The organism is Glutamicibacter sp. TV12E, assembly GCF_052441935.1.
GTDB lineage: Bacteria > Actinomycetota > Actinomycetes > Actinomycetales > Micrococcaceae > Glutamicibacter.
This window is the reverse complement of sequence record NZ_JBQVVF010000001.1, coordinates 2,724,005-2,747,192: the sequence shown is the minus strand read 5'-3', so window position 1 is coordinate 2,747,192 and position 23,188 is coordinate 2,724,005. Positions and strand designations below refer to the sequence as shown.

Below are 23,188 nucleotides of genomic sequence, written 5' to 3'. Positions count from 1 at the left end.
ACCTACCAGTTTAGCGTCTATTGCGCGTTTCGCACTGCGACAGCGTCGCCGTGCGCTGGCAGGTCCTCAGCGTTGGCCAGATTGATCACGTGCGCAGCCACATCGCCAAGCGCGGCCTTGTTGTAATTGATCACCTGGATTGCCTTCAAGAAGGTATTCACGTTCAGGCCCGAGGCGTGCAGGGCAGTGCCGTTGGTGGGAAGTACGTGATTTGATCCGGCGCAGTAGTCCCCTAGTGACACCGGGGCATACGGTCCTACGAAAATTGCTCCGGCAGCGGTAATGCGTGCCGCCGTAGATTCTGGATCGCTGACCATGATTTCAAGGTGCTCGGCCGCATAGGCATTGCAGACCTCGATGCCCTGTTCCAAGTCCTTGACCAGGATGATGGCTGACTGGGTTCCTGACAAGGCCTGGCGAACACGCTCGGAGTGCTTCGTGGCCGGAACCTGCTTGAGCAGTTCGCCTCGTACCGAGCATGCTAGTTGTGCAGAGTCGGTTATCAGCACCGCAGCGGCGTTGGCGTCGTGTTCCGCTTGGGAGATCATGTCGGCAGCGACAAATCTGGGATCCGCGCCCTGGTCGGCAAGGATCGCAATTTCTGTAGGGCCGGCTTCAGCATCAATGCCGACGACGCCCTTAACCAGGCGCTTGGCAGTGGCCACAAAAACGTTGCCCGGCCCGGAGATCACGTCAACCGGTTCGATCCCGCCACGCTCGTCATTTTCGACCTCAACACCGTAGGCGAAGGCGGCCACGGCCTGCGCCCCGCCCATGGCGTGGACTTCATCAATGCCCAGCAACTTGGCAGCAGCCAAGATGGTTGGGTGTGGCAGTCCCCCGAATTCTTGCTGCGGCGGGCTTGCCAGCGCAATGGAAGCAACGCCGGCGGCCTGGGCCGGCACGGTGTTCATGATGACCGAGGATGGATACACGGCCAGGCCACCTGGCACGTACAACCCAACGCGACGTACGGCGACCCAACGCTGGGTTACCGTTGCGCCATTGGCGTAGTTCACTTCCGTGTCCTGTGGGCGCTGGGCTGCGGCAAATACCCGGGCACGGTCAATGGACTCTTCCAGGGCCAGGCGGACTTGCGGATCAAGTTCTTCAAGGGCCCGATCCAGCTCATGCTGGGGGACGCGCGTGTGGTCCAGATCCACATGGTCAAATCTCTTGGCAAGATCCTTGAGAGTTTGCATGCCACGACTGCGGACGTCATCGATAATCGCCTGCACGGTCTCGGTAGCGGTTTGCGTGTTCATCTCGGGACGCGGCAAATGAGCTTTGAGCTGTGCATAGCTCAGGGATTCGTTGCGCCAGTCGATGGTGGCGAGGTCTGAAAATTCGGTCTCTGGAATTGTGCTCACCTACCTAGTTTAACGCCGATGACCGGGTGAGGTTTTATTGATTACCTCACCCGGTCATTCAAGCCACCATTATGGGAACTGACAGGTCAACAAACTGGCTGATTTCCGGCGCTACACATCCAAGCAGTGCGGGCCAAGCAGGACCTTCAAGTCGCCAAAGAGCGCTGGATTCGGGTTGACGCGGAAGTTCATCCCCAGGCGCATCAGCGACGTCCCTCGGCTACCGGTGAGCTTAACGCGCACTTCGGTGTTCCCGCTGTGGGTCCTGAGCACGTCGCCAAGGCGTTGAACCAACGATTCGGTGGCCTTGTGCGTCGGGATGCCGATCACCACAGGGCCGCCATTGGCGTCCTCTGAAATTTCGGGAATCATCATTTCCTGGGCGTTCAACGTAATCGAGCCGTCGTCGCGCCGCTGGACGCGTCCCTTGATCACCACGATCAGGTCATCGGCCAGGATCTCCGCAATCGGCTGGTAGGCCTGTCCGAAGAACATCACTTCCATCGAACCAGAGAGGTCTTCGATTTCACAGCGCGCATAGGGATTGCCGCTCTTCTTGGCGATGCGGCGCTGCAAACCTGAAATCATGCCCGCAATGGAGATGATGTGCCCGTCCTGCGGGCCGTCATCCGAGAGAACATGGGTCACCGGCATGTCCGCGTACTGGTCCAGGGCGGACCCCAGTCCCTGCAATGGGTGATCCGAAACGTACAGGCCCAGCATGTCGCGTTCGTACGCGAGCTTTTCCTTCTTGTCCCAGTCGGGCAAGTCCGGAATGGCCACGCTCATGGATTCCGAAGCCTCTTCGGAGCCGAGCGCGCTGAACAAATCAAACTGGTTGGCAGCCTCGTTGCGCTTGACCTGGATAACTGAATCAACAGCTTCTTCGTGAATGGCTACCAGCGCGCGGCGCGGGTGCTTCAACGAGTCGAAGGCACCGGCCTTGATCAGCGATTCAACGGTTCGCTTATTGCATACAACTGCAGGGACTTTGCCCAGGAAATCGCTGAAATCGTTGTAGTGCCCCTTTTCCTTGCGGGCTTCTACGATGCCGGCCACGGCGTTGGTGCCCACGTTGCGAATAGCACCCATGCCGAAGCGGATGTCCTTGCCCACAGGAGTGAAGTTCAAGGCGGATTCGTTCACATCAGGTGGCAACACGGTAATACCGATATGCCTGCATTCATTCAGGTACAGGGCCAGCTTGTCCTTGTCGTCACCGACCGAAGTCAGCAGCGCGGCCATGTATTCGGCAGGGTAATGCGCCTTCAAATATGCGGTCCAATACGACACCACGCCATAGGCGGCCGAGTGTGCCTTGTTGAACGCGTAGTCGGAGAACGGCAGCAAAATATCCCACAGCGTCTGCACGGCAGCATCGGAATATCCGTTGTCGTTCATGCCCTGCTTGAAGCCAGCGAACTGCTTGTCCAGCTCGGACTTCTTCTTCTTGCCCATGGCTCGGCGCAAGATATCTGCCTGGCCCAAGGAGTATCCAGCCAGCTTCTGGGCAATAGCCATAACCTGCTCTTGGTACACAATCAAGCCATAGGTACCACCGAGGATTTCAGCCAACGGCTCTGCGAGCTCGGGGTGGATCGGGGTAACTTCCTGCAGCCCGGTCTTGCGCAAAGCGTAGTTGGTGTGCGAGTTGGCGCCCATGGGACCCGGGCGGTACAGCGCGATCACTGCGGAGATGTCTTCGAAGTTATCCGGGCGCATCATTTTCAGCAGTGAGCGCATCGGGCCGCCATCGAGCTGGAACACGCCGAGGGTATCGCCTCGGGCCAGCAAGTTATAGGCTTCCGGATCCTCGATGCCCAGGGTTTCCAGGTCAATCTCATCGCCGGTGTTATACCGGATGTTCTCCAGCGCATCGGAGATGATGGTGAGATTTCGCAATCCCAGGAAGTCCATCTTGATCAAGCCCAAGCCTTCGCAGGTTGGGTAGTCGAATTGGGTAATAACCTGGCCGTCCTGGATGCGGCGCATGATTGGCACCACATCAATAATCGGATCGGAGCTCATGATGACACCTGCCGCGTGCACGCCCCATTGGCGCTTCAGGCCTTCAAGTCCCTTGGCGGTTTCGAAGACTCGTGCGGCTTCGGGGTCGGTGGCGACCAAATTGCGGAAGTCCCCTGCTTCCGCGTAGCGCTTGGAGTTCTGGTTCTCGATGTCGTTGAGCGGAATGTCCTTGGCCATCACGGCCGGTGGCAACGCCTTGGTCAGGGTCTCGCCCATGCTAAATGGATATCCGAGCACGCGCGAGGAGTCCTTCAGGGCCTGCTTGGTCTTGATGGAACCGTAGGTCACGATCATTGATACACGTTCATCGCCATACTTCTCGGTCACATACTTGATGACCTCAGAACGACGGCGATCATCGAAGTCGACGTCGAAGTCGGGCATGGAAACACGTTCCGGGTTCAAGAAGCGTTCGAAGATCAAACCGTGCTTGAGCGGGTCCAGGTCGGTAATTCGCATCGCGTAGGCAACCATGGAACCTGCACCGGAGCCACGGCCGGGACCTACACGGATCCCGTGGTCCTTGGACCAGTTGATAAAGTCGGCCACCACGAGGAAGTAGCCCGGGAAACCCATCTTGATGATGACGTCGAGCTCGTAGTCAGCCTGCTTGCGCGAGGCTTCGGGCACGCCGTCGGGGTAACGGTAGTGAAGCCCCTTGTCGACTTCCTTGATCAGCCAGCTGGTTTCATCCTCGCCCGGTGGGCATGGGAACTTTGGCATGTAGTTCGCGCTGGTGTCGAATGAAACCTCGACGCGGTCTGCGATCTCCAGGGTGTTGTCACACGCGTCAGGAAATTCTTTAAAGAGTTCGCGCATTTCGCGCGCGCTCTTCAGATAGTAGCCGGTGCCGGAGAAGGCGAAGCGGCTTCCGCCTTGATCATAGGTCGGCTCATCAAGCGTGGAGCCCGAGTTGATCGCGAGCAAGGCTTCGTGCGCCTTGGCGTCTGCTTCGTGCGTGTAATGCAGGTCATTGGTGGCGACCAGCGGAATGTTCAGTTCCTTGGCGAGGCGCAGCAGGTCCTTGGTGATCCGTCGCTCGATCTCCAGGCCATGGTCCATGATCTCGCAGAAGTAATTCTCCTTGCCAAAGAGGTCCTGCAGTTCAGCCGCCGCTGCCTTGGCCGCGTCGTACTGTCCCAAGCGAAGTTTCGTTTGCACTTCGCCAGAAGGGCAACCGGTGGTCGCAATAATGCCTTCGTGGTGTTCGTTGAGCAGCTCGCGGTCCCAGCGAGGGTACTTTCCGAAGACGGAGTCCAGCGATGCGCGGGAGGAACCTTTGAAGAGGTTGTTCATGCCCACGTTGTTGTAGGACAACAGCGTCATGTGGTTGTACAAGCCACCGCCGGAAACGTCGTCGCCTTTTTGCGATTCGTCGGTGCGCCATTTGACGCGCGTCTTGTCATCACGTGCAGTGCCCGGAGTGACGTAGGCTTCAACGCCGATGATGGGTTTCACCCCAGCACCAGTTGCCTGCCGCCAGAAGTCGAAGGCACCGAAGAGATAACCGTGGTCAGTGATCGCCAAAGCCTCCATGCCCTGGCGATTGGCCTCGGCAAAAAGCTCGCCGAGACGCGCAGCACCGTCCAGCATGGAGTATTCGGTATGGGTATGAAGATGAACGAATCCGTCGCGTGTTGCACTCACCCAACCAGTCTAGCGATGAAAACCCTTGGCGGGGTTCAGCAAAGCCCGAGCGGTAGATGTGGTTATTGCGACAGCATGGATTCCTCTGCCCTTTGACCTAGTAGTCGCCGCTACGCAGAAGTTCGACGGCACCTTCAAGGTCGGCCGGGTAATCACTTTCATATTCCACCCACTGGCCCGAGACCGGGTGGCTGAAACCGAGCCTTTTGGCATGCAGCCACTGGCGGGTGAGCCCGAGTGCTGCGCCAAGTTTTGGATCAGCGCCATAGGTCTGGTCGCCTGCACAAGGATGGCCAAAGGCTGAGAAGTGGACTCGAATCTGATGGGTACGCCCGGTTTCCAGATGCACTTCCACCAGTGATGCACGGCCGAAGGCTTCGATGACCTTGTAGTGCGTGACCGATTGGCGTCCACCTTCCAGGACTGCGAACTTCCAATCGTGCCCTGGGTGACGCCCAATAGGAGCATCGATGGTGCCCTCCAATGGATCAGGCAATCCTTGAACCACTGCGTGATAAATCTTCTTGGGGGTGCGCTCTTTGAAAGCCCGTTTCAACGCGGTGTAGGCGCGTTCGGACTTGGCTACGACCATCAGGCCGCTGGTACCGACATCCAGGCGATGAACAATGCCCTGGCGTTCCGCGGCACCGGAAGTAGAGATGTTATATCCCTCTGCCATCAAGGCGCCGACAACCGTGGGTCCTACCCAGCCTGGAGAAGGGTGAGCGGCAACTCCAACCGGCTTGTCAATGACTACATAGTCATCGTCATCCGCGATGATCTTCAGCTCTTCCACTTTCTCAACCTTAATTTCCAATGGGTCTCGTTGCGGAGGAATCGTCACGTTCACACGATCGCCAGCCTTGAGCTTCAATGATTTTGCAATGATGCGCCCATTTACTTGAACGTGTGAGTCCTTGCACAGGCTTGAGGCCAAAGTACGAGGAATGTCCAGATGTCGCGCGAGGTAGGCGTCGAGCCGGGCTCCAGCATCTGCTGGTTCGACAAGGAGATCCTGGATAACGGTTTCGTCAGAAATCATTCTTTGGATTCCGTTTCGCCCTGGTCTGATTTCTGCTTTGCCGGGGCATCCCCGATGGTTCCGTCGAGGTTGCGTCCGCGAATCAGCATGTAAGCGACAACGATCATCGAACAAACGATGAATGAGTCCGCAACATTGAAGATCGCAAAATGGGTTACGGAGAACATGTCCACGACGTGGCCGAATCCGAAGGCCGGCTGGCGGAAAATTCGGTCTCCCAGATTTCCGAGAACACCGCCGAGCAAGCAGCCCAATACGACTGCCCAACTGAGAACCAATACTCTGCGTGACAGCAGGTAGATCACGAAAATGGCCACTGCTGCTTGGAGCAGCGCGAAGATGATCGTAAAGTCTTCACCGATGGAGAATGCGGCGCCTGGATTCAAGATGTAATGAATATTGAAGATCCCGGGGATGACTTCAATCGACTCGCCGAGCCGCATGTTCCGCTCCACCAAAATCTTCACGACCTGGTCGATGACCAAAGCGATCAGCGCAATTACGAGGCCCGTGCCCAAGAATTTCTTCGGTGACGGGGACTTACCCCCAGTTTGAACTGCGTCCACAGTGATACCTATTAGTTCCTCTTAAACGTCAACGGTGGTACCCGGATAAAATCCGTGCACCACCGTTGATCTTACTAGAAAGCTAGATCAGGTTCTTACCTGTCAGCGACTAGTTCGACTTGCTTGCGTCTGCATCAATCGAGCCCTGAGACTCGAGGTCGCGCAGCTGACCTTCGATGTAGGTCTTCAGGCGAGCACGATAGTCGCGCTCGAATCCGCGCAACTGCTCAAGCTTGCGCTCAAGAACAGACTTCTGCTGCTCAAGGGCGGACAAGGTCTTGCGGCTCTTTTCTTCAGCAGAGGTAACCAGCGAGTTCGCCTCGGTCTTTGCTTCCGAAATGATCTTGTCGCGCTGTTCTACACCGGCAGCAACGTACTCGTCGTGCAAACGCTGAGCCATCGACAGCACGTTGGCTGCAGACTCGGCGGATTCGGTACGTGGTGCTGCTGCAGGAGCGGCAGCTGCGGCTGGGGCAGCCTGAGCTGCTGGAGCAGCTGCAGCAGGAGCTGCGGCTGGCTTCTCTGCGGCAGCAGGCTTGGCTTCGGCCTTCTTCTCTTCGGCCGGCTTCGGAGCTGGAGTTGCAGCCTTGGCTGGCTCAGCTGGCTTAGCCTCAGCCTTCTTCTCCTCAGCTGGCTTTGCAGCAGGAGCAGCCGAAACAGGTGCAGGCACTGCCTGCTCCTTCGATACCGAACCGGCATCCTCACCAAGTTCGGCAAGCCGACTACGAAGAGCCTCGTTCTCACCGGTTAGGCGACGCAGCTCCACTACGATTTCGTCGAGGAAGTCATCTACCTCGTCTTGGTCGTAGCCTTCACGGAACTTGGTCGGCTGAAACCGCTTATTGACTACGTCTTCTGGCGTCAAAGCCATTGGGTCACCTCAATACTGGGATCATTTCCGCACGACCATGTCATGCCTTGCGAAACACTTACCGTTGTTGTCAGTGTCGCGACCGGTGAAGTCGGAGCACCATTTCCTAAAGGATATAACGATTTGGACACTAAATACGAAATCGAGCTTACGCTCGTGTCTCATATTCTTTGAATCTACAGGGTTTGAACTCTTAGAACAATCCCCGGTTTAGACGAAAATCGCCTAATCAGATCCCTGTAGTACTGCCTAAACTACTTACCACAGCTTTGAGAAGCATTACAACGATAAACAGCAGCAGAAACGACAGGTCAAGACGGATTCCGCCGAGATCTAGGGGTTTAATTCTTCTGCGCAACCACCGCAGAGGAGGGTCGGTTATCGACACAATCGCCGTTGCTGCGATCAAAGCGATACCCGTGGGACGCCAGTGGCGAGCAAAGCTTTCAGTTATATCCAACACAATTCGCATCAAGAGCAGAATTTGCAGGATTGCTAAAGCGAGATAGATGATCCCGAACACCATTTTGCGCTTGTGCTCCTGGTAACTTAGCTCTGATTGAAGAAAGTAGCCTGGGCTTCAGACTGCTTACGGTCTTCTCCAAGCACCTCAACGGTCGCTGGAGAGAGCAGGAACACCTTGTTGGTAACCCGCTCGATGGAGCCGTGCAGGGCGAAAACCAGCCCTGCGGAGAAATCTACGAGGCGCTTGGCATCGGTCTCTCCCATATCAGTGACATTCATAATCACTGGGATTCCGTCACGGAAGTTCTCACCGATGATCTTGGCATCGTTGTAAGAACGCGGGTGAACGGTTGTAATCTGACGCAATTCGGAATCCTCATCCCGTACTGAAGGGGCACGCTTGATTGGGGTGACCGGAGCGCGGTATTCCGACTCTGGTTCTCTAGCTTGTGTTTGCGGTGCAGCCGGCCGTGCGACAGCCTGCGGGCGTGGGGCTTCAGCAGTGCGCTTGGGGGCTGCATCTTCAACAACACGTACCTGGCTCCTAGGCTCGGCTTGTGCTGTTTGGGTTTCTTCTTGCTCGACGGCATCCGCCAAGCCGAGATATACCATTGCTTTACGCAGTCCGTCAGCCACGATGTTTCTCCTTGTTTATCCCTTGCACGCAACCCCAGTGCATGCTTCCGCTACTTCGACGCTACCGCACAAATTTCGGCAGATAACGTTCATTCGCTCAATTTTGCGCGGTGTGTCGCGCACGCCTAGGCTGCGGGCCAGATCAGACCAGCGAGCCGTCCGGCGTCGCTTGAACGGCGATAGGAAAAGTAGTTTTCGTCTTCCAGAGTGCACACGCCACTTTGTCGCACTGCGACTCCAAGCTGGGCTAGTTCTTGACCGGCTGAGGCTGGAAGGTCCAATCCTGCCGTGCCCCAACGAGTCTCTGAGCGAATCCCGGTTCTGATGCGTTCAGATTCTTCTGCCATCTCTGGGGAAACTTCATAACAAGACCCGCAAATCGATGGACCGATAACTGCTTCGATCTCTGTGGCGCCCAGCATGCTCAGCTGCTCCACGGTGCGGGTAAGGATGCTGTCCAGCAATCCACGGCGTCCTGCATGCGTCGCGGCAGTCAACGTTTCTTGGCCGTTTTTGCTTCGTCCGACAAAAAGAACCGGGAGGCAATCTGCAACCATGACCGCCAGGGCTTGGGTCCCGGTCGGATCAACAAGTCCGTCGCAGGTTGGAGCGGGAGGCTCTGACCATGAAGTGCGCGCCGCAGGTTGCACCGTCAGGACATCTGCTGAATGCACCTGGTTCATGAAATTAAGCGAGAAACGCCGGACCCCGATCAAGTCCTCCAGCCGGCTTCGATTCTCTGCCACACAGCGAGGATCATCGTTCACATGCAGGGCGAGGTTTCCCTCATCCTGCGATGTGAACGCCAGTTGAATACTCGGGTCAAGGTCCGACGTGAAATGTAGCACTGCTCAGCTTCTCGCTGTTATTTACTTCAGGAAGTCAGGGACATCCAGGTCGTCATTGGAACCGTTGAGGTCCGAATCGACAACATCAGGAAGTTCCTGGAACGAGCCCGCGCTTTCAGCTGCAGGCTTTTCCTCAGCTACAGGTGCTGGCTTTGCAGCTTCTGGCGCTGGGTGCGACTGCGCTTCTGGAACCGAAGCAGGTACCGGCTCAACTGGACGCGATGATACAGCTGGCTTTGCTGCGACCGGTGCCATTGGCTTGCTGGTGACATCTGGCTCGTCGAAGCCGGCAGCAATCACGGTAACGCGTGCTTCATCGCCCAGGGCGTCGTCAATGACGGCACCGAAGATGATGTTGGCTTCCGGGTGGGCAACTTCCTGCACCAGGCGTGCAGCTTCGTTGATTTCGAACAGGCCGAGGTCCGAGCCGCCCTGGATGGACAGCAGGACGCCGTGGGCGCCATCGATGGAAGCTTCGAGCAGTGGCGAGGCAATAGCCAGTTCGGCTGCCTTGACTGCGCGGTCTTCACCCCGTGCCGAACCGATGCCCATGAGTGCCGAGCCTGCGCCCTGCATCACGGACTTCACGTCGGCGAAGTCGAGGTTGATCAGGCCCGAGGTGGTGATCAGGTCGGTAATGCCCTGCACACCAGAAAGCAGCACCTGGTCTGCTTGGCGGAATGCATCGAGCACCGATACGTTGCGATCCGAGATCGACAGCAGTCGATCGTTCGGGATCACGATGAGGGTATCTACTTCGTCGCGCAGGGCTTCAATGCCCGACTCGGCGGAGTTCGCACGGCGGCGACCCTCGAAGGTGAATGGACGGGTGACGACACCGATGGTCAGTGCGCCGAGCGAACGGGCAATGCGTGCCACGACGGGTGCGCCACCGGTACCAGTACCGCCGCCTTCGCCTGCGGTCACGAAGACCATATCGGCGCCGCGCAGGACGTCTTCGATTTCTTCTACATGATCTTCAGCTGCCTGGCGTCCCACATCAGGGTTGGCGCCAGCGCCCAGGCCACGAGTAAGTTCGCGCCCCACGTCGAGCTTGACGTCGGCATCACTCATAAGCAGAGCCTGGGCATCGGTGTTAATGGCGATGAACTCAACGCCCTTAAGACCGACTTCGATCATTCGATTGACTGCGTTTACACCGCCACCGCCGATTCCGACGACTTTAATGACCGCGAGGTAATTCTGTGGAGCTGCCACGTCCCGCTTCCCTTGTTAGATGTGCTACATGTTTACGACTCCAGCCAAAAACCTTCACCTTTAGCCTTAAGGTTTAGGATCTGTCAAGCTATCGCTATTAGAAACGCTATGAGCCGTATGGTCTTTCTGCAACGACCGCTTAGGCGTGTCGCTTATTCAAAACTATCTTTCCAGAACTTGTCGGCTTATTGGTCTTCCCGCGCCCAGAGGAACGCGACTTAATAAACCACCGGATTCTCTGGATTGGTCACGTCGATAGTCGTCTTTGAGGCGTACTTGTCGCTCAAGCCCTTGACAAAGATTTTCGCGACCTCGTTTTTCAGTGCCGGTTTAGAAGCGTCCCCCCAAATCAAGGTCCGTTTCTTAGGCAACAACAATTCGGCGAACCCTGCTTTGGACAGCGACGCAGTGGAAACCTGTTTCAGCACCGACCCGTCAACCGTGCTCAAGATCCCGGTCAGCAGCTTGAACTTCTCCGGGTCCTTGGTTTCATCGCTGGCTTTGACTCTGGGCAGCTTCGTCTTGTCGTTCTTGCCCAAGGTTCGCAACTTCTTGCCGGTATCCGCCACCAAATACTGTTTGTCGCCTTCCACCAGGATGGCCACGGGGACTGCTTCGATGACTTCGACTACCAGGGTGTCTGGCATTTGCGCCTTCACCACGATTTGGTCAATGGCCGGCTGGTTGCCCATCAGCTCTTGAACCTTGGATTCAGAAATTCTCGGCAACGGGGTGCCTTTGAGCGGCTCCAGCGATTCGGCCAGCTTGCCGGCATTGACCAATTTCGTTCCAGTGACCTCAATTTTCTTTGCCGCAAGAACAGGTGAAAAACTCAAGATCAACACCGCTGCCAGACTCAAGACCACGATGCAGGCAGCGATAATAATCAAGAGCTTGCGCCGTCTCTTCTCTGGACTTTCTGGAAGTTCTACGACTTTTGCTTCTTCACCCATGGAACACCTTGTTTGGTTGAAACGACCAACGTCAGTGGCCTATGACAATTTCAAGTTGACGCTAGCTCAGCGACTCAATGATCTGCGAACCCAGCGCCGTAACATCTCCGGCACCGATGGTCATCACTACATCTCCTGGCTCGGCTTGCTCCACCACGTGCGCGACCGCCGCGGCAGGATTCAGCACGTGAGCTGGAACCTCAACACGCGAGGCAATTAATTCACTGGTAACGCCCGGAATTGGTTCTTCACGCGCAGGGTAGATTTCAAGAACTGCCACTGAGTCGGCAAGCGAAAGAGCTTTCGCGAACTCGCGGTAGAACTCCTTTGTGCGGCTGAACAGGTGGGGCTGGAATACCACATGGAGGTGCCCTTCCCCCGCCATCGTACGTCCTGCGGAGAGCGCAGCGAGCACCTCGGTCGGGTGGTGCGCGTAGTCGTCGTAAACCCTCACATCGCCGACGCTGCCTTTGAGCTCGAATCGACGGGCGGCGCCCGAGAAGCTCGCCAGAGCTGCCAGTGCTTCCTCGACGTCGAGACCGGCATCCATGCCAACCGACAGTGCCGCAGTGGCATTGAGCAAGTTGTGCTGGCCGGGGACAGCCAGGTCCAAGGTATAGCTCTGGCCGCTGCCCCACTCGACGCGGGCGGTGAACCGGCCGTTGTCGGCTGCTTGTGCCTGTGAGAGTCGGCGGTCCGCATGGTCGCTGAATCCATAGGTCTGAACTCGAAGGTCACTGCGTTCATGGCGCATCTTGCGAGCCAGGTTATTGGCACCCGGATCATCGGCGCAGCAAATCAGCAGCCCATCTTCCGGAAGCAACCGGGCAAAATCGACAAAGGCCTGATGAACTGCCTCTTCGGTGCCGTAGTGGTCCAGGTGGTCCGCTTCCACATTGGTCACGATGATGACGTCAGGACGGTAGTTCAGGAACGAGGCATCGGATTCATCGGCTTCGGCCACAAAGTAGCCACCCTCCCCCAGCTCGGCGTTGGTACCCAGGCTCGCTATGTTGGCTCCTACGGCGAAGCTGGGACGAGCGCCAACAGCCTTGAGCATGTGGGCGGTGAGCGAAGTTGTGGTGGTCTTTCCGTGGGTGCCCGCGATAGTCACGATCTTATCGTGGCCGCGCATGGTGGCTTCCAGGCCTTCAGAGCGGTGCAGGATCTTCAGGCCTCGGCGAACTGCCTCGTCATATTCCGGGTTGCCCGGTTTGATGATCGAAGAAATCACCACGGTTTGCGCATCGCCCAAATTGGCAGGATCGTATCCGACCTCTATTCGGGCTCCGCGCTGGCGCAAATCCTCCAGCACCGGCAGGTCCTTGGCATCTGTTCCAGAAACTTCCAGGCCATAATCCAGCAGCAATCGAGCAACCGCTGAAACGCCTACACCGCCAACGCCCATGAGGTGTACCTTGCCAAGTTCAGCGTGCAGTTCGTTGGCGCGCAATGCCATGGTCCTACCCTTCCTGCCCCGCACGACGACGGGTTGAAACTTCTTCAATAATTCGACGCGCCATGATTTGTGCGGCGTCGCGTTGCCCTAGCGAGCTGGCTGCCTGAGACATCTGTTCAAGTTTATGCTGATCGCCAAGCAACTTAATGACATTTTCGGTGATGTAGGACTTGGTGAAATCATCGTCCGAGACCAGAACTGCTCCACCGGCTGCTACAAGTTCGCGGGCATTGAGCTTCTGTTCCCCATTGCCAATGGGCAGCGGAACCAGAACGGCAGCGGTTCCGGCAACGGCGAGCTCGCACACCGTTCCGGCCCCCGAGCGGCACACCATCAGATCCGCGACGGCGTATGCGTAGTCCATGCGGTCCACGTACTCGATCTGGGTGTATCCCTCGTGGGCCAAGACCTGGCCGTCCGCATCGAGAATCTGTTTCCCTCGACCGGTGATGTGCACCGTGTGCACGCCGGCCTCATTCAGTTCCGCCAGCGAGGCGGCGATGGAGGTATTGATGCTTTGAGCGCCGGAGGATCCGCCAGTCACCAGCAGAACGATCTTCTCACCGGTAACACCGAAATACTCGCGAGCCTCATCTCGAAGAGATTCGCGGTTCATCTGGGCCACGTTCGAACGCATTGGCATGCCCACCTTCACTTCACCGGGCAAGCCGGTATTGGCGAAAGTCGTCCCGACAAAGGCAGCGGACTTTGCGCCCAGCTTGTTGGCCATGCCTGCCACAGAATTGGCTTCGTGGACAAAAATCGGAATCCTGAGTTGCTTGGCTGCCAGGTAGGCGGGGGTGCACACATATCCGCCAACGCCCAGAACTGCCTCAGCGCCCGTCTGCTTCAAGACACGCTTGGCTTGATTCAAGGCAGCGATAAATCGGAACGGGAACTTCAGCAAATCAAGGTTGAGGCTGCGCGGCATCGGCGCCTTGGGAATCAATTCAAGCGGGTAGCCGGCGTCCGGAACCAATTTTGTTTCCAGGCCGCCAGGTGAACCAAGTGCGGTGATCTGAGCATCGGCTTGCTCATCCTTGACGGCGTCAGCAATTGCCAGCATGGGCGAGATATGACCGGCGGTTCCGCCGCCGGCAACAACAAGACGCATCGCTTCAGTCATCTGGTCTTATGCTCCTTCGTCCCGATCATGCGGGATCAGCGCCCGACGTCATCGATTCGAAGGGCTACAACTTCACTTAGCATGTGAAAATCACAGGCTACTTTGCGTTATTCGGCTTAGCGGTTTTCTTCTCTTCCGAGGAATCAAAGGCAAGTTTTTGGGCCCTGGCCGAAGACAGTACAAACCCCATGGCCAGCATGATTGCCAACATGGCCGAACCACCAGAAGAGATGAACGGCAGCGGCACGCCGATTACCGGCAGGACGCCGGTCACGGTGCCAAGGTTCACGAAAGTCTGCCCGATAACCCACGACATCAAGCAGCCCATCAGGACCTTGGTGTAGAGGTCGCTGGCACGTAAAGCGATGCGGTACATGGCCAGCGCCAGCAGGATGAACATCACCAGCACGAACAGGACGCCGATCAGGCCGAACTCTTCGCCCAAGATGGAGAAGATGAAGTCATTTTGCGCTTCGGGCACGTAGGACCACTTCATGCGCGACTGGCCGGCGCCAACACCGAACCATCCGCCGGAGGCGAAGGCGTGAAGGCCCATGCTCGCCTGGTAGCACAGCTGATCGCTTGGACCGCAGTCGGTATCAAGCCATGCCAAAACGCGCTGTCGGCGGTTGGAAGATCCCATCACTGCAACCGCCAGGCCCACCATGCCGATAAAGCCGAACCCCGCGAGCCACTTCATCTTGATGCCACCGAGGAACATCGCCGACGCAATGATCATCAGCAGCACCAGCGCGGTACCAACGTCCTTGCCGACAACCACGAGGCCAACGATGGCAATACCTGCCGGTGCCACCACCGGAACCACCAGGTGCTTGATGTCATGGAGCATGTGCTGTTTCCGTTCAAGCATGAACGCTGCAAAAACTGCCAGGGCAAGCTTGGCGAACTCACTGGGCTGCAGGCCGACGGGGCCGATCTTGATCCAGTTTCGGTTGCCGAGGACAGTATGCCCAAGGGGCGTAAAGGCGACGAGGAACAGCAGGAGGAAGGCCGCGATTACCGACAACCACGCGAGCTTCTTCAGATTCTCGGGTTTTATGAACTGCATCCCGAGCATGCAGATTATTCCGATGCCGGCAAACATCGCTTGCGACAAGGCGACAGTGAATCCGTCCTTGCCTTTGGCAATTGCCTCAACCGATGCGGAGGACTGCACCATCAGCACGCCGAAGATCGCGAGCACGATGGAGACCACGACGACTAGCCAGTAGTCCATCGAAGCCATGCGACCGCTGGCGTTTTCGACGCCGCCGATCAGCTTGGCGAACCAGGGCGTTTTCTGTTTGGCGCCCGTGGACGGTCGTTGCTGCTTCATCGCCATCGGTGCCTCCTGCCTCGGTGTCATCTGTTCGGTAAACGGTTGCCTAGTTGCCTTCGCCAGCTCTATCCATCAGATCACTGACGGCGCTGATAAATGCGTTGCCACGCTGGGCATAGGAGCTGAATTGATCCATGGAAGCTGCTGCCGGCGCCATCAGGACGGTGTCACCTGGCTGGGCCACCTCGGCTGCCTTGTGGACAGCCCGGGTCATCACCTGCGTACCGGATGGCGCGATCCCATCAGCGGCTAGCGCCTGGGCGGTGATGTTGATGACTTCCACCTGGGGCGCCTTGGCAGCCAGGGCCTCAACCAGGCCTGCGGTATCGGTGCCGATCAGCAGCACCTTCGCCAGCCGGTGGGCGTGCTTGGCGATCAGCTCGTCGTATTCCACGCCCTTGGACAGGCCGCCAGCGATCCATACGACGCGCGTAAATGCTGCCAGCGAGGCATCGGCTGCGTGGGGGTTGGTGGCCTTGGAATCATTGATCCACAGAATGTCGTTCTTGCGGGCAACTGCCTGGATGCGGTGATCCCCGGCATCGAATCCGCTCAGGCCCTGGGCGATTGCCTCGGGTTCCACACCATAGGCGCGGGTCAGGGCGGCTGCGGCAGCGGCGTTGGCGGCAGTGTGCCGCGGGACGATCTCGCCGATCTGGTCCAGCGGAATCAGTTCAACCGCATTAGTCCTGCGGTCCTCGATATAGGCGCGATCCACCAGGAGGTTTTCGACAACGCCGATCATGGACACCGCTGGCGAATCGGTGGTGAAGCCAATGGCTCGGCAGCCATCGATCACGTCGGCATTTTCAACCATGCGGATGGTGGTTTCTTCTTCGGCGTTGAAGATCGCAGCGACCTGGGTGCGCTCGTAGATCTTGGCCTTGGCAGCCTTGTAATTCTCGAATCCGCCATGCCAATCCACATGGTCCTCGGCGATGTTCAGCACCACGGAGGCCAGCGGGGAAATGCTGTGGGTGTAGTGCAGCTGGAAGCTGGAGAGCTCCACCGCGAAGACATCGTAGTCCACCGGTTCGCGGACCGCATCCAAGATCGGGGTGCCAACGTTTCCCACGGCGATGGCCTTGAGGCCTGCAGCCTGCAGAATCGACTCGGTCATGCCCACGGTGGTGGTTTTGCCATTGGTGCCGGTGATCGCCAGCCACTTCGGAGCCGAGTGCCCGGCACGGTTCTGCACGCGCCATGCCAACTCGATATCGCTCCAGATCTCGATCCCTGCTTCATCGGCCTCTGCGATAACCGGGTGGCGCGGGTTCCAGCCTGGCGACACCATCACCAGCTGTGCCCGCTGGCCATCCACCAGGGGCAGGCTCTGGACATTCTGGGCGCCAAGCAGCACATCGTGTGCGCCGACGATCTTCAGTGTTTCTGCCCGCTGCTGGTTCAGCTCGTCGTCTTTGCCGTCAATGACGGTGACGATCGCGCCCAGCTCAATCAGCGTGTCGGCCGCGGAGAATCCGGAGAGCCCGAGGCCCGCAACGACAACCCGCAGCCCTTTCCAGTCGGCATCCCAGCTGGTTAGCGAATCCAGCAATTTCTTGGCATCTGCGCTCACAGTGCGACAACCCATTCAGAGTAGAAGAGTCCCAGTCCGGCGGCGACAAAGAGGCCAGCCAGGATCCAGAAGCGGATAACGACATTTTCTTCGGACCAGCCTGAGAGCTCGAAGTGGTGCTGCAGCGGCGCCATCTTGAACACGCGCTTGCCACCGGAGAGCTTGAAGTAGCCCACCTGGATGATCACCGACAGCGAGATGATCACGAACAGGCCAGCGATCACCACCAGCAGCAGCTGGGTGCGCGAGAGGATCGCGAAGGCGGCAACAGCGCCACCGATGGCCAGCGAACCGGTATCGCCCATGAAGATCTTTGCCGGCTTGGCATTGAACCAGAGGAAGGCGATGAGCGCTCCCGAAAGGGTGGCGCCCAGCAGGGCGAGGTCCTGGGGGTCGCGCACCGAGTAGCAAACATCCAGCGAGTTCATATTGGAGCAGGCCTGGTTCTGCTGCCAGATGCCCATCAGGGTGTAGGCACCGAAGACCATGATCGAGGCACCGGTGGCCAGGCCATCGAGTCCGTCGGTGAGGTTGACAGCGTTGGTGGTGCCGGTAACGATGAAGTTCGCCCAGATGACAAACAGGATCAATCCCAGCATCGGGCCGGCGAAGGCCAAATCGATATTGCTATCGCGCAGGAAGGAAATCGCGGTAGAGCCTGGGGTCAGGCCCTGCTCGTTCGGGAACTGAAGGGCCAGCACGGCGAAGCTGATGCCGATGACGGCCTGCAGCACGATCTTCTGCCAGGCGCGAAGGCCCAGCGAGCGCTTCTTGAAGATCTTGATGAAGTCATCGAGGAAGCCGACCAGGCCCATGCCGCCGAAGAGCAGGAGGACAAGAAGTCCAGAGGCCGTAATTCCGGAGGAGGAGCGTCCCATGAGGGCCAGGATGCCATGGGTGGCGAAGTAGGCAACGAAGACGGCCAGGACAAAGACGACACCGCCCATGGTGGGGGTACCGGACTTGACCGCGTGGGAGTTCGGCCCATCATCGCGAACCACCTGGCCATACTGCTTTTTGGTCAGAAGCTGGATGTACAGCGGCATGGCCACCATGGTTAGTACAAGGGCAATACCTGCGCCCAGGATCAATGCGATCACGCGTCTTCGCCTTCCTTCACGAACGCTGCAATGTCGTCGCCGAGGAAGCGCAGACCGGCCCCATTTGAGGACTTGAACAAGGCGATATCGCCTGGCTGGAGTTCCTTTTGCAGCAGGTCACGAGCCTCGTCCACGCTCTCCACGTAGAAGGCTTCGTCACCCCAGCTGCCTTCAAGCACGGCAGAGTTATATGCTGGCTTGGCTCCCCGGCCAACCACAACAAGTTTCTTGATGTTCATTCGGACTGCCATGCGTCCGAGCAAATCATGTTCGTGGATGCTCTTGTCGCCAAGCTCCAGCATTTCGCCCAGGACAGCCCAGGTGCGGCGGCCAGGTGCACCGTCCTCGCCCAGGCCCAGCTCGGCCAGTGTCACCAGGGCCGCACGCATGGATTCCGGATTGGCGTTGTAGGCATCGTTGATGATGCTCACGCCGTCGGCACGCTCGCTGCGTTCCATGCGCCAACGGCTGTTGGCTCTTTGGCCCTCCAGGCTTTCGGCGATGATCTGCGGGCTGATATCCAGTGCATAGGCGGCATTGGCGGCAGCCAGGATATTGCCCACGTGGTGGCGGCCCAGCAAACCAGAAGTAATCCGCTGGCTGTAGCCGTCGGGGAACTGCAAGGTCAGCTGCGGCTGGCCGGAGCCATTGACGACCAAGTCGGCGGCCCAGACTCCTGCGCGTTCGGGCTTTTGCTCGCTGGTTCCGAAGAATCGAACCTGCGCGCGGGCTCGCGATTCCATGCGGGCAACGCGGGGATCCTCTGCATTCAAAATGGCAATGCCGTCGGCGTCCAGGGCTTCTACGAGTTCGCCCTTGGCCTTCTCGATATTCTCGACCCCGCCAAATTCTCCGGCGTGCGCGGTGCCAACACAGAGCACCACGCCAACGTGCGGGTGCACCATATCGGTCAGGTACGTCAGGTGGCCTACCCCGGTAGCGCCCATTTCGATGACAAAAAACTTGGTATCTTCGGTCGCGCTAAAGACGGTCAGCGGCACGCCAACTTCGCCGTTGTAGGAGCCGATAGGTGAAACGGTCGGCGCTACCCGGGACAGAATTCCGGCCAGCAGGTCCTTGGTCGTGGTCTTGCCGGCTGAACCAGTTATGCCGATGACCTTGGCATCGTTTTTGGATTTAAGGTATTCGACGATGTGAGCGGCAATCTTGCCCATGGCTTCAACAGCGTCATCGACGATGATCGAGGGGTGCACCGCACGGGCATCGTCGTAGGTCTGGCGCTCGGCCAATGCCAATACGGCGCCGGAGGCCAGAGCTTTATCAATGAAAGCGTGCCCGTCGGAAAATTCCCCCGGCTTGGCTACAAATAAGCAACCAGCGGTGACTTCGCGTGAATCCGTGGTCACAGAAGTAACCACCGTGTCGGAAGCGGCTGAAGCAGTCGCTTCTCCCCCGGTGATCTTCAAAAGGTCGGTTAAAGACAGTTCAATCATGGCATTAAGGACTTTACACTTGAGCGGTGGTGATCGTGGTCTTGTGCCGACTAGGAATTGGTCACAAATCCATGAAGTTTCAGGGCATTTGCCAGTTCAACTCGGTCATCGAGTTCTACATCGATTCCCGCGACGTCTTGGCTGACTTCGTGTCCGCGACCAGCGACCAGGATCGCGTCATTGGCCTGCGCTAAACTCACAGCGAATTCCACGGCTTTAGCGCGTGGCGCGATGTTGAAAAGCTGGGTTTCTGCCCGTTCGGCGTCAATGGCGCCTTGCGCACCGGCAGCTAGTTGCTCGCGGATCGGCTCCGGCGCTTCGCCATGCGGGTCGTCATCGGTGACAATTACGATGTCTGCGTGGCGCGCGGCCACCGCTCCCATATCCGGGCGCTTGGTCTTGTCGCGCTCACCGGTGGCACCGAAGACCACAATCCTGCGCCCGTTGGCGCCCGGACGGATGGAATCCAGGGCCTTGGCCAGTGCATCGGAATTATGCGCGAAGTCGACTACGGCCACTGGGGATTCGGCAACCACCTGCATGCGTCCCGGTACGGCTACCGACAGCGGGTCCTTGGCGTCAAGGGCCTTCTGCAGTGCACCAAGCTCTGCCCCGCTGGCCAGCACCATGACGGCGGCCAAAGCGGCGTTGGCGACGTTGAACATGCCGGGCAGTGCGGTGCGCGTGCGCAGCAACCGTCCGTCACGGTTCAGCAGCGTGAAGCTATGTCCGAGCCCGGAGTGCGCCAGGTCGGTGACACGCCAGTCGGCTAATTCATTGTTCTCGTCCAGGCTCAGCGACTGGGTGGGGATCTGCGCATGCTCTGCGAGGCGAGCGCCATAGGGGTCATCAACCATGACGACTGCCGAGGCGCTGTGTTCTGGGGTGAACAGCTGGGCCTTGGTCTGGAAGTAGTCTTCCATCGTCCCGTGCAGGTCCAGATGATCCTGGGTCAGGTTGGTATAGCCGGCGACGGCAAAATTCAATGCATCAACGCGTCCATAGCTCAACGAGTGGCTGGAAACCTCCATCGCCACAGAACTCACGTCTTGTTGTGCCATGCGAGCCAAGACGCCATGGAGCTGCGTGGACTCCGGGGTGGTCAGCACGCTCGGAATGATCTGTCCGCGTGCAGACATCTCGATGGTTCCAATCAGGCCGGTTACTTCACCGAGCGCCTCGAGGATCGCGCGAATCATGAACGTCGTGGTGGTCTTGCCGTTGGTTCCGGTCACCGCAAATAGCTTTGGGCTGCGCTGATCGGTGCCGTAGACCGCCTGGGCAACCTGGGCGGCGGCTTTGCGCACGTCGGCGACAACAGCCACAGGAATCGATAGTTCTTCCGGCAGGAAGTCCAAGCCAGCGGTATCGGTGATGATGGCGCGAGCACCGTTGGAAATGGCAGTGTCAACGAATTCGGCCCCGTGGCGCTTGGCCCCCGAGATGCCAAGGAAGACATCGCCTGGCTGGACGATCTGCGGGTTCAGGCTGACACCGAGAATCTGCGGAGCAGCGTTGAATTGCGCTCCGGTCCGCACGGCGCCGGCAGCGCCGCACACCTGGTCAAAGCCCACACCGGCCATATTCTCTGGACGAAGGTACCGTTCCGACTCACGCGGAGTACCGGGATTCTGGACTACCAAGATTTCTTTTGTTCCTTGCCTACAAAGACGTCGTACGCCTCTGACTTAGTGGTGCTCGGTGGCACATTGAATGTGTTAAGCGTATGGCTCATCACGTCGGTAAACGTGTCCGCTACGGAGAAGTCCTTCCAATTGCCCTTTGGGCGGTACATGGTCGCAACAACAACGAACTGCGGATCTTCCAGCGGGGCCACACCTGCAAATGAATAAGTATAGCCGTCGTAGCCCTTGGCGCTGGCGGCCTGGCCTGTACCGGTCTTGCCTCCGACGCGGTAGCCGGGGATCGCTTCCTTGTAGCCGGTTCCGAAGTCGACCACGGATTCCATGATCTTCAGCATTTCCTTGGAGGTGGATTCCTTGACGACGCGCTTCTCTTCGGGGTCTGGAATCTTCGTGACCGAGCCGTCATCGTTCCGGTAGCCTTCGATCAGGCTCGGCGACAAGCGGACGCCGCCATTAGCCAGGGTCTGGAAGATCGATGCCGTGTGCAGCACGGTCTGCGAGTAGCCCTGGCCGAACATGGTGGTGTACTGCTGGCGGCGATCCCAATTTTCTGGAGCCGCAAGCTGGCCAGCGCTGGCACCGTTCAGTCCAACCTGGATTGGAGTGCCAAGGCCGAAGGCCTTCATGTAGTCATAGCGAGTCTGCTTGCTCATCTTGTTGCCGACCATCACGGTACCGGTGTTGTACGAGCGGGCGAAGATGCCCGCCGCGGTCATGTCATAGGTGGCGTGTTCCAAGGAGTCGTTGATTGTTTCCTTGGTAAAGGTCTTCTTGTTCGGGACGGTGAATTCGTCGGTGGGCTTGACTACCCCTTGGTCGAGGGCAGCAGCGAAGATCGGTGCCTTGCCTGTCGAGCCTGGTTCGAAGGCACGAGTGATCGACGTTGAGCGCCGGAACTCCGGAGCGGTGGCACCGGGGTCGTTGGGATCCAGTTCTGCAGAATCGCCAATGGCCAGGATCTTGCCCGTCTTGACCTCCATGGCGATCACGGACACCCACTCGGCGTTGAACTGCGCCTGCTTCTTTTCAGCTGCGCGCTGGGCCACGTAGTTGATGTCCGAGTCGATGGTCAGGATGACGTCTTGTCCATTGACCGCTGGAGTTTCTTCAACCTCGGTGACCGGAATGCGCACACCGTCGGCGCTGATTTCGTATTTGCGGCTGCCCGCGGTGCCAGCGAGGTGGTCTTCCTGGCTCAGTTCGAGCCCCTCGGCACCGACCACGGATGTCTGGTCCTCCGAGTTGCGCACAAAGCCGAGCAGCGGGCCGGCGATAACGCCCTGCGGGTACTGGCGTTCGCTGCGCAACAACGATGAGAGGCGAGGGATTCCGATTTCACGGACTTCGTTGCGAACTTCCGGGGTGACGCTCTTGGCGAGCACCACGTACCCCTTGGGCTTGGCGTCCCCTTGCGGGCGAACCTTATTTGCCAGTTCCTCAGGATCCTGATCGAGCGCCTTGGCCAATTCCTGGATGGCCTGGTCCCAGCTGATGCGTTCGTGCCCGTTGGAGCCGTCGCGTTTGGCGCGGCGAATATCCTCATTCTGTTCGCGCTGATCGATGACGAGGTCATAGCGGTCGACGGAAACGGCGAGGGTGGTTCCATTGCGGTCTTCGATGGAACCGCGCATGGGCGCAATGACCTCTTCGCGTTCGCGGTTCTGCTGGGCCGCGTTGGCAACGGTGGCGGCGTTGATTCCCTGGACCCAGACGAGCCGGGCGAGAATGATCACCAGCAGGGTCACCGAGAGGATCAGTACGAAGCGCATCCGCTTTTTCGCAGTATCGATTGCCGTCGAACTCACAATGAACCTAACTTTCCCTCAGCGTGGTTTCCAGCAGTA

General features: G+C 58.4%; 18 protein-coding genes. All 18 read right to left on the bottom strand.

Annotated features, from left to right (window positions below):
* Positions 1-17: 17 nt before the first annotated feature.
* The 18 genes from hisD to ACT7DV_RS12820 all read right to left on the bottom strand — a co-directional run bounded on the left by hisD (position 18) and on the right by ACT7DV_RS12820 (position 23,149).
* The gene (gene hisD, locus ACT7DV_RS12905) at positions 18-1,370 is read right to left on the bottom strand and encodes a histidinol dehydrogenase (protein WP_444663091.1); all 1,353 of its coding nucleotides are present in this window, start codon (positions 1,368-1,370) and stop codon (positions 18-20) included.
* Between the two features lie 111 nt (positions 1,371-1,481).
* Positions 1,482-5,045 carry a DNA polymerase III subunit alpha gene (dnaE, locus tag ACT7DV_RS12900; protein WP_444663089.1) on the bottom strand — a complete coding sequence of 1,188 codons (3,564 nt, stop codon included), beginning with the start codon at positions 5,043-5,045 and terminating at the stop codon, positions 1,482-1,484.
* Positions 5,046-5,142: 97 nt separating this feature from the next.
* A complete protein-coding gene (locus tag ACT7DV_RS12895; RefSeq protein WP_444663087.1) occupies positions 5,143-6,087 on the bottom strand; it encodes an RluA family pseudouridine synthase in 945 nt (314 codons plus the stop codon).
* Positions 6,084-6,653: a signal peptidase II gene (lspA, locus tag ACT7DV_RS12890; protein WP_444663085.1), complete on the bottom strand. Its 570-nt coding sequence runs from the start codon at positions 6,651-6,653 to the stop codon at positions 6,084-6,086. Before lspA ends, ACT7DV_RS12895 begins: the two co-directional genes overlap by 4 nt.
* A gap of 109 nt (positions 6,654-6,762) precedes the next feature.
* Positions 6,763-7,524, bottom strand: a complete 762-nt coding sequence (locus ACT7DV_RS12885; protein WP_146275406.1) for a DivIVA domain-containing protein — start codon at positions 7,522-7,524, stop codon at positions 6,763-6,765.
* A 229-nt stretch (positions 7,525-7,753) separates the two neighbouring features.
* Positions 7,754-8,050 (bottom strand): YggT family protein, encoded by a 297-nt coding sequence (locus ACT7DV_RS12880; protein ID WP_060701974.1) that lies wholly within the window; start codon positions 8,048-8,050, stop codon positions 7,754-7,756.
* A gap of 23 nt (positions 8,051-8,073) precedes the next feature.
* Positions 8,074-8,625, bottom strand: coding sequence for a cell division protein SepF (locus tag ACT7DV_RS12875; protein ID WP_060701975.1), 552 nt, complete (start codon positions 8,623-8,625; stop codon positions 8,074-8,076).
* A 125-nt stretch (positions 8,626-8,750) separates the two neighbouring features.
* On the bottom strand, positions 8,751-9,473 hold the full coding sequence (locus ACT7DV_RS12870) for a polyphenol oxidase family protein (protein WP_444663082.1): 723 nt from the start codon (positions 9,471-9,473) through the stop codon (positions 8,751-8,753).
* Positions 9,474-9,494: 21 nt separating this feature from the next.
* A complete protein-coding gene (gene ftsZ / locus ACT7DV_RS12865; RefSeq protein WP_171918577.1) occupies positions 9,495-10,691 on the bottom strand; it encodes a cell division protein FtsZ in 1,197 nt (398 codons plus the stop codon).
* 218 nt (positions 10,692-10,909) lie between these two features.
* Positions 10,910-11,644 carry a cell division protein FtsQ/DivIB gene (locus tag ACT7DV_RS12860; protein WP_444663080.1) on the bottom strand — a complete coding sequence of 245 codons (735 nt, stop codon included), beginning with the start codon at positions 11,642-11,644 and terminating at the stop codon, positions 10,910-10,912.
* A gap of 61 nt (positions 11,645-11,705) precedes the next feature.
* On the bottom strand, positions 11,706-13,103 hold the full coding sequence (gene murC / locus ACT7DV_RS12855; RefSeq protein WP_444663078.1) for a UDP-N-acetylmuramate--L-alanine ligase: 1,398 nt from the start codon (positions 13,101-13,103) through the stop codon (positions 11,706-11,708).
* 4 nt (positions 13,104-13,107) lie between these two features.
* Positions 13,108-14,229: an undecaprenyldiphospho-muramoylpentapeptide beta-N-acetylglucosaminyltransferase gene (gene murG / locus ACT7DV_RS12850; RefSeq protein ID WP_444663077.1), complete on the bottom strand. Its 1,122-nt coding sequence runs from the start codon at positions 14,227-14,229 to the stop codon at positions 13,108-13,110.
* Between the two features lie 97 nt (positions 14,230-14,326).
* A complete protein-coding gene (ftsW, locus tag ACT7DV_RS12845) occupies positions 14,327-15,565 on the bottom strand; it encodes a putative lipid II flippase FtsW (protein WP_444663075.1) in 1,239 nt (412 codons plus the stop codon).
* A 49-nt stretch (positions 15,566-15,614) separates the two neighbouring features.
* Positions 15,615-17,159 carry a UDP-N-acetylmuramoyl-L-alanine--D-glutamate ligase gene (gene murD, locus ACT7DV_RS12840; RefSeq protein WP_444663073.1) on the bottom strand — a complete coding sequence of 515 codons (1,545 nt, stop codon included), beginning with the start codon at positions 17,157-17,159 and terminating at the stop codon, positions 15,615-15,617.
* Positions 17,141-18,244 carry a phospho-N-acetylmuramoyl-pentapeptide-transferase gene (gene mraY / locus ACT7DV_RS12835; RefSeq protein ID WP_444663072.1) on the bottom strand — a complete coding sequence of 368 codons (1,104 nt, stop codon included), beginning with the start codon at positions 18,242-18,244 and terminating at the stop codon, positions 17,141-17,143. The genes murD and mraY overlap by 19 nt, the downstream gene beginning before the upstream one ends.
* A complete protein-coding gene (locus ACT7DV_RS12830) occupies positions 18,241-19,698 on the bottom strand; it encodes a UDP-N-acetylmuramoyl-tripeptide--D-alanyl-D-alanine ligase (protein WP_444663070.1) in 1,458 nt (485 codons plus the stop codon). Before ACT7DV_RS12830 ends, mraY begins: the two co-directional genes overlap by 4 nt.
* Positions 19,699-19,748: 50 nt before the next feature.
* A complete protein-coding gene (locus ACT7DV_RS12825; protein WP_444663068.1) occupies positions 19,749-21,341 on the bottom strand; it encodes a UDP-N-acetylmuramoyl-L-alanyl-D-glutamate--2,6-diaminopimelate ligase in 1,593 nt (530 codons plus the stop codon).
* Positions 21,335-23,149 (bottom strand): peptidoglycan D,D-transpeptidase FtsI family protein, encoded by a 1,815-nt coding sequence (locus tag ACT7DV_RS12820; RefSeq protein ID WP_444663066.1) that lies wholly within the window; start codon positions 23,147-23,149, stop codon positions 21,335-21,337. The genes ACT7DV_RS12825 and ACT7DV_RS12820 overlap by 7 nt, the downstream gene beginning before the upstream one ends.
* Between the last annotated feature and the right edge of the window lie 39 nt (positions 23,150-23,188).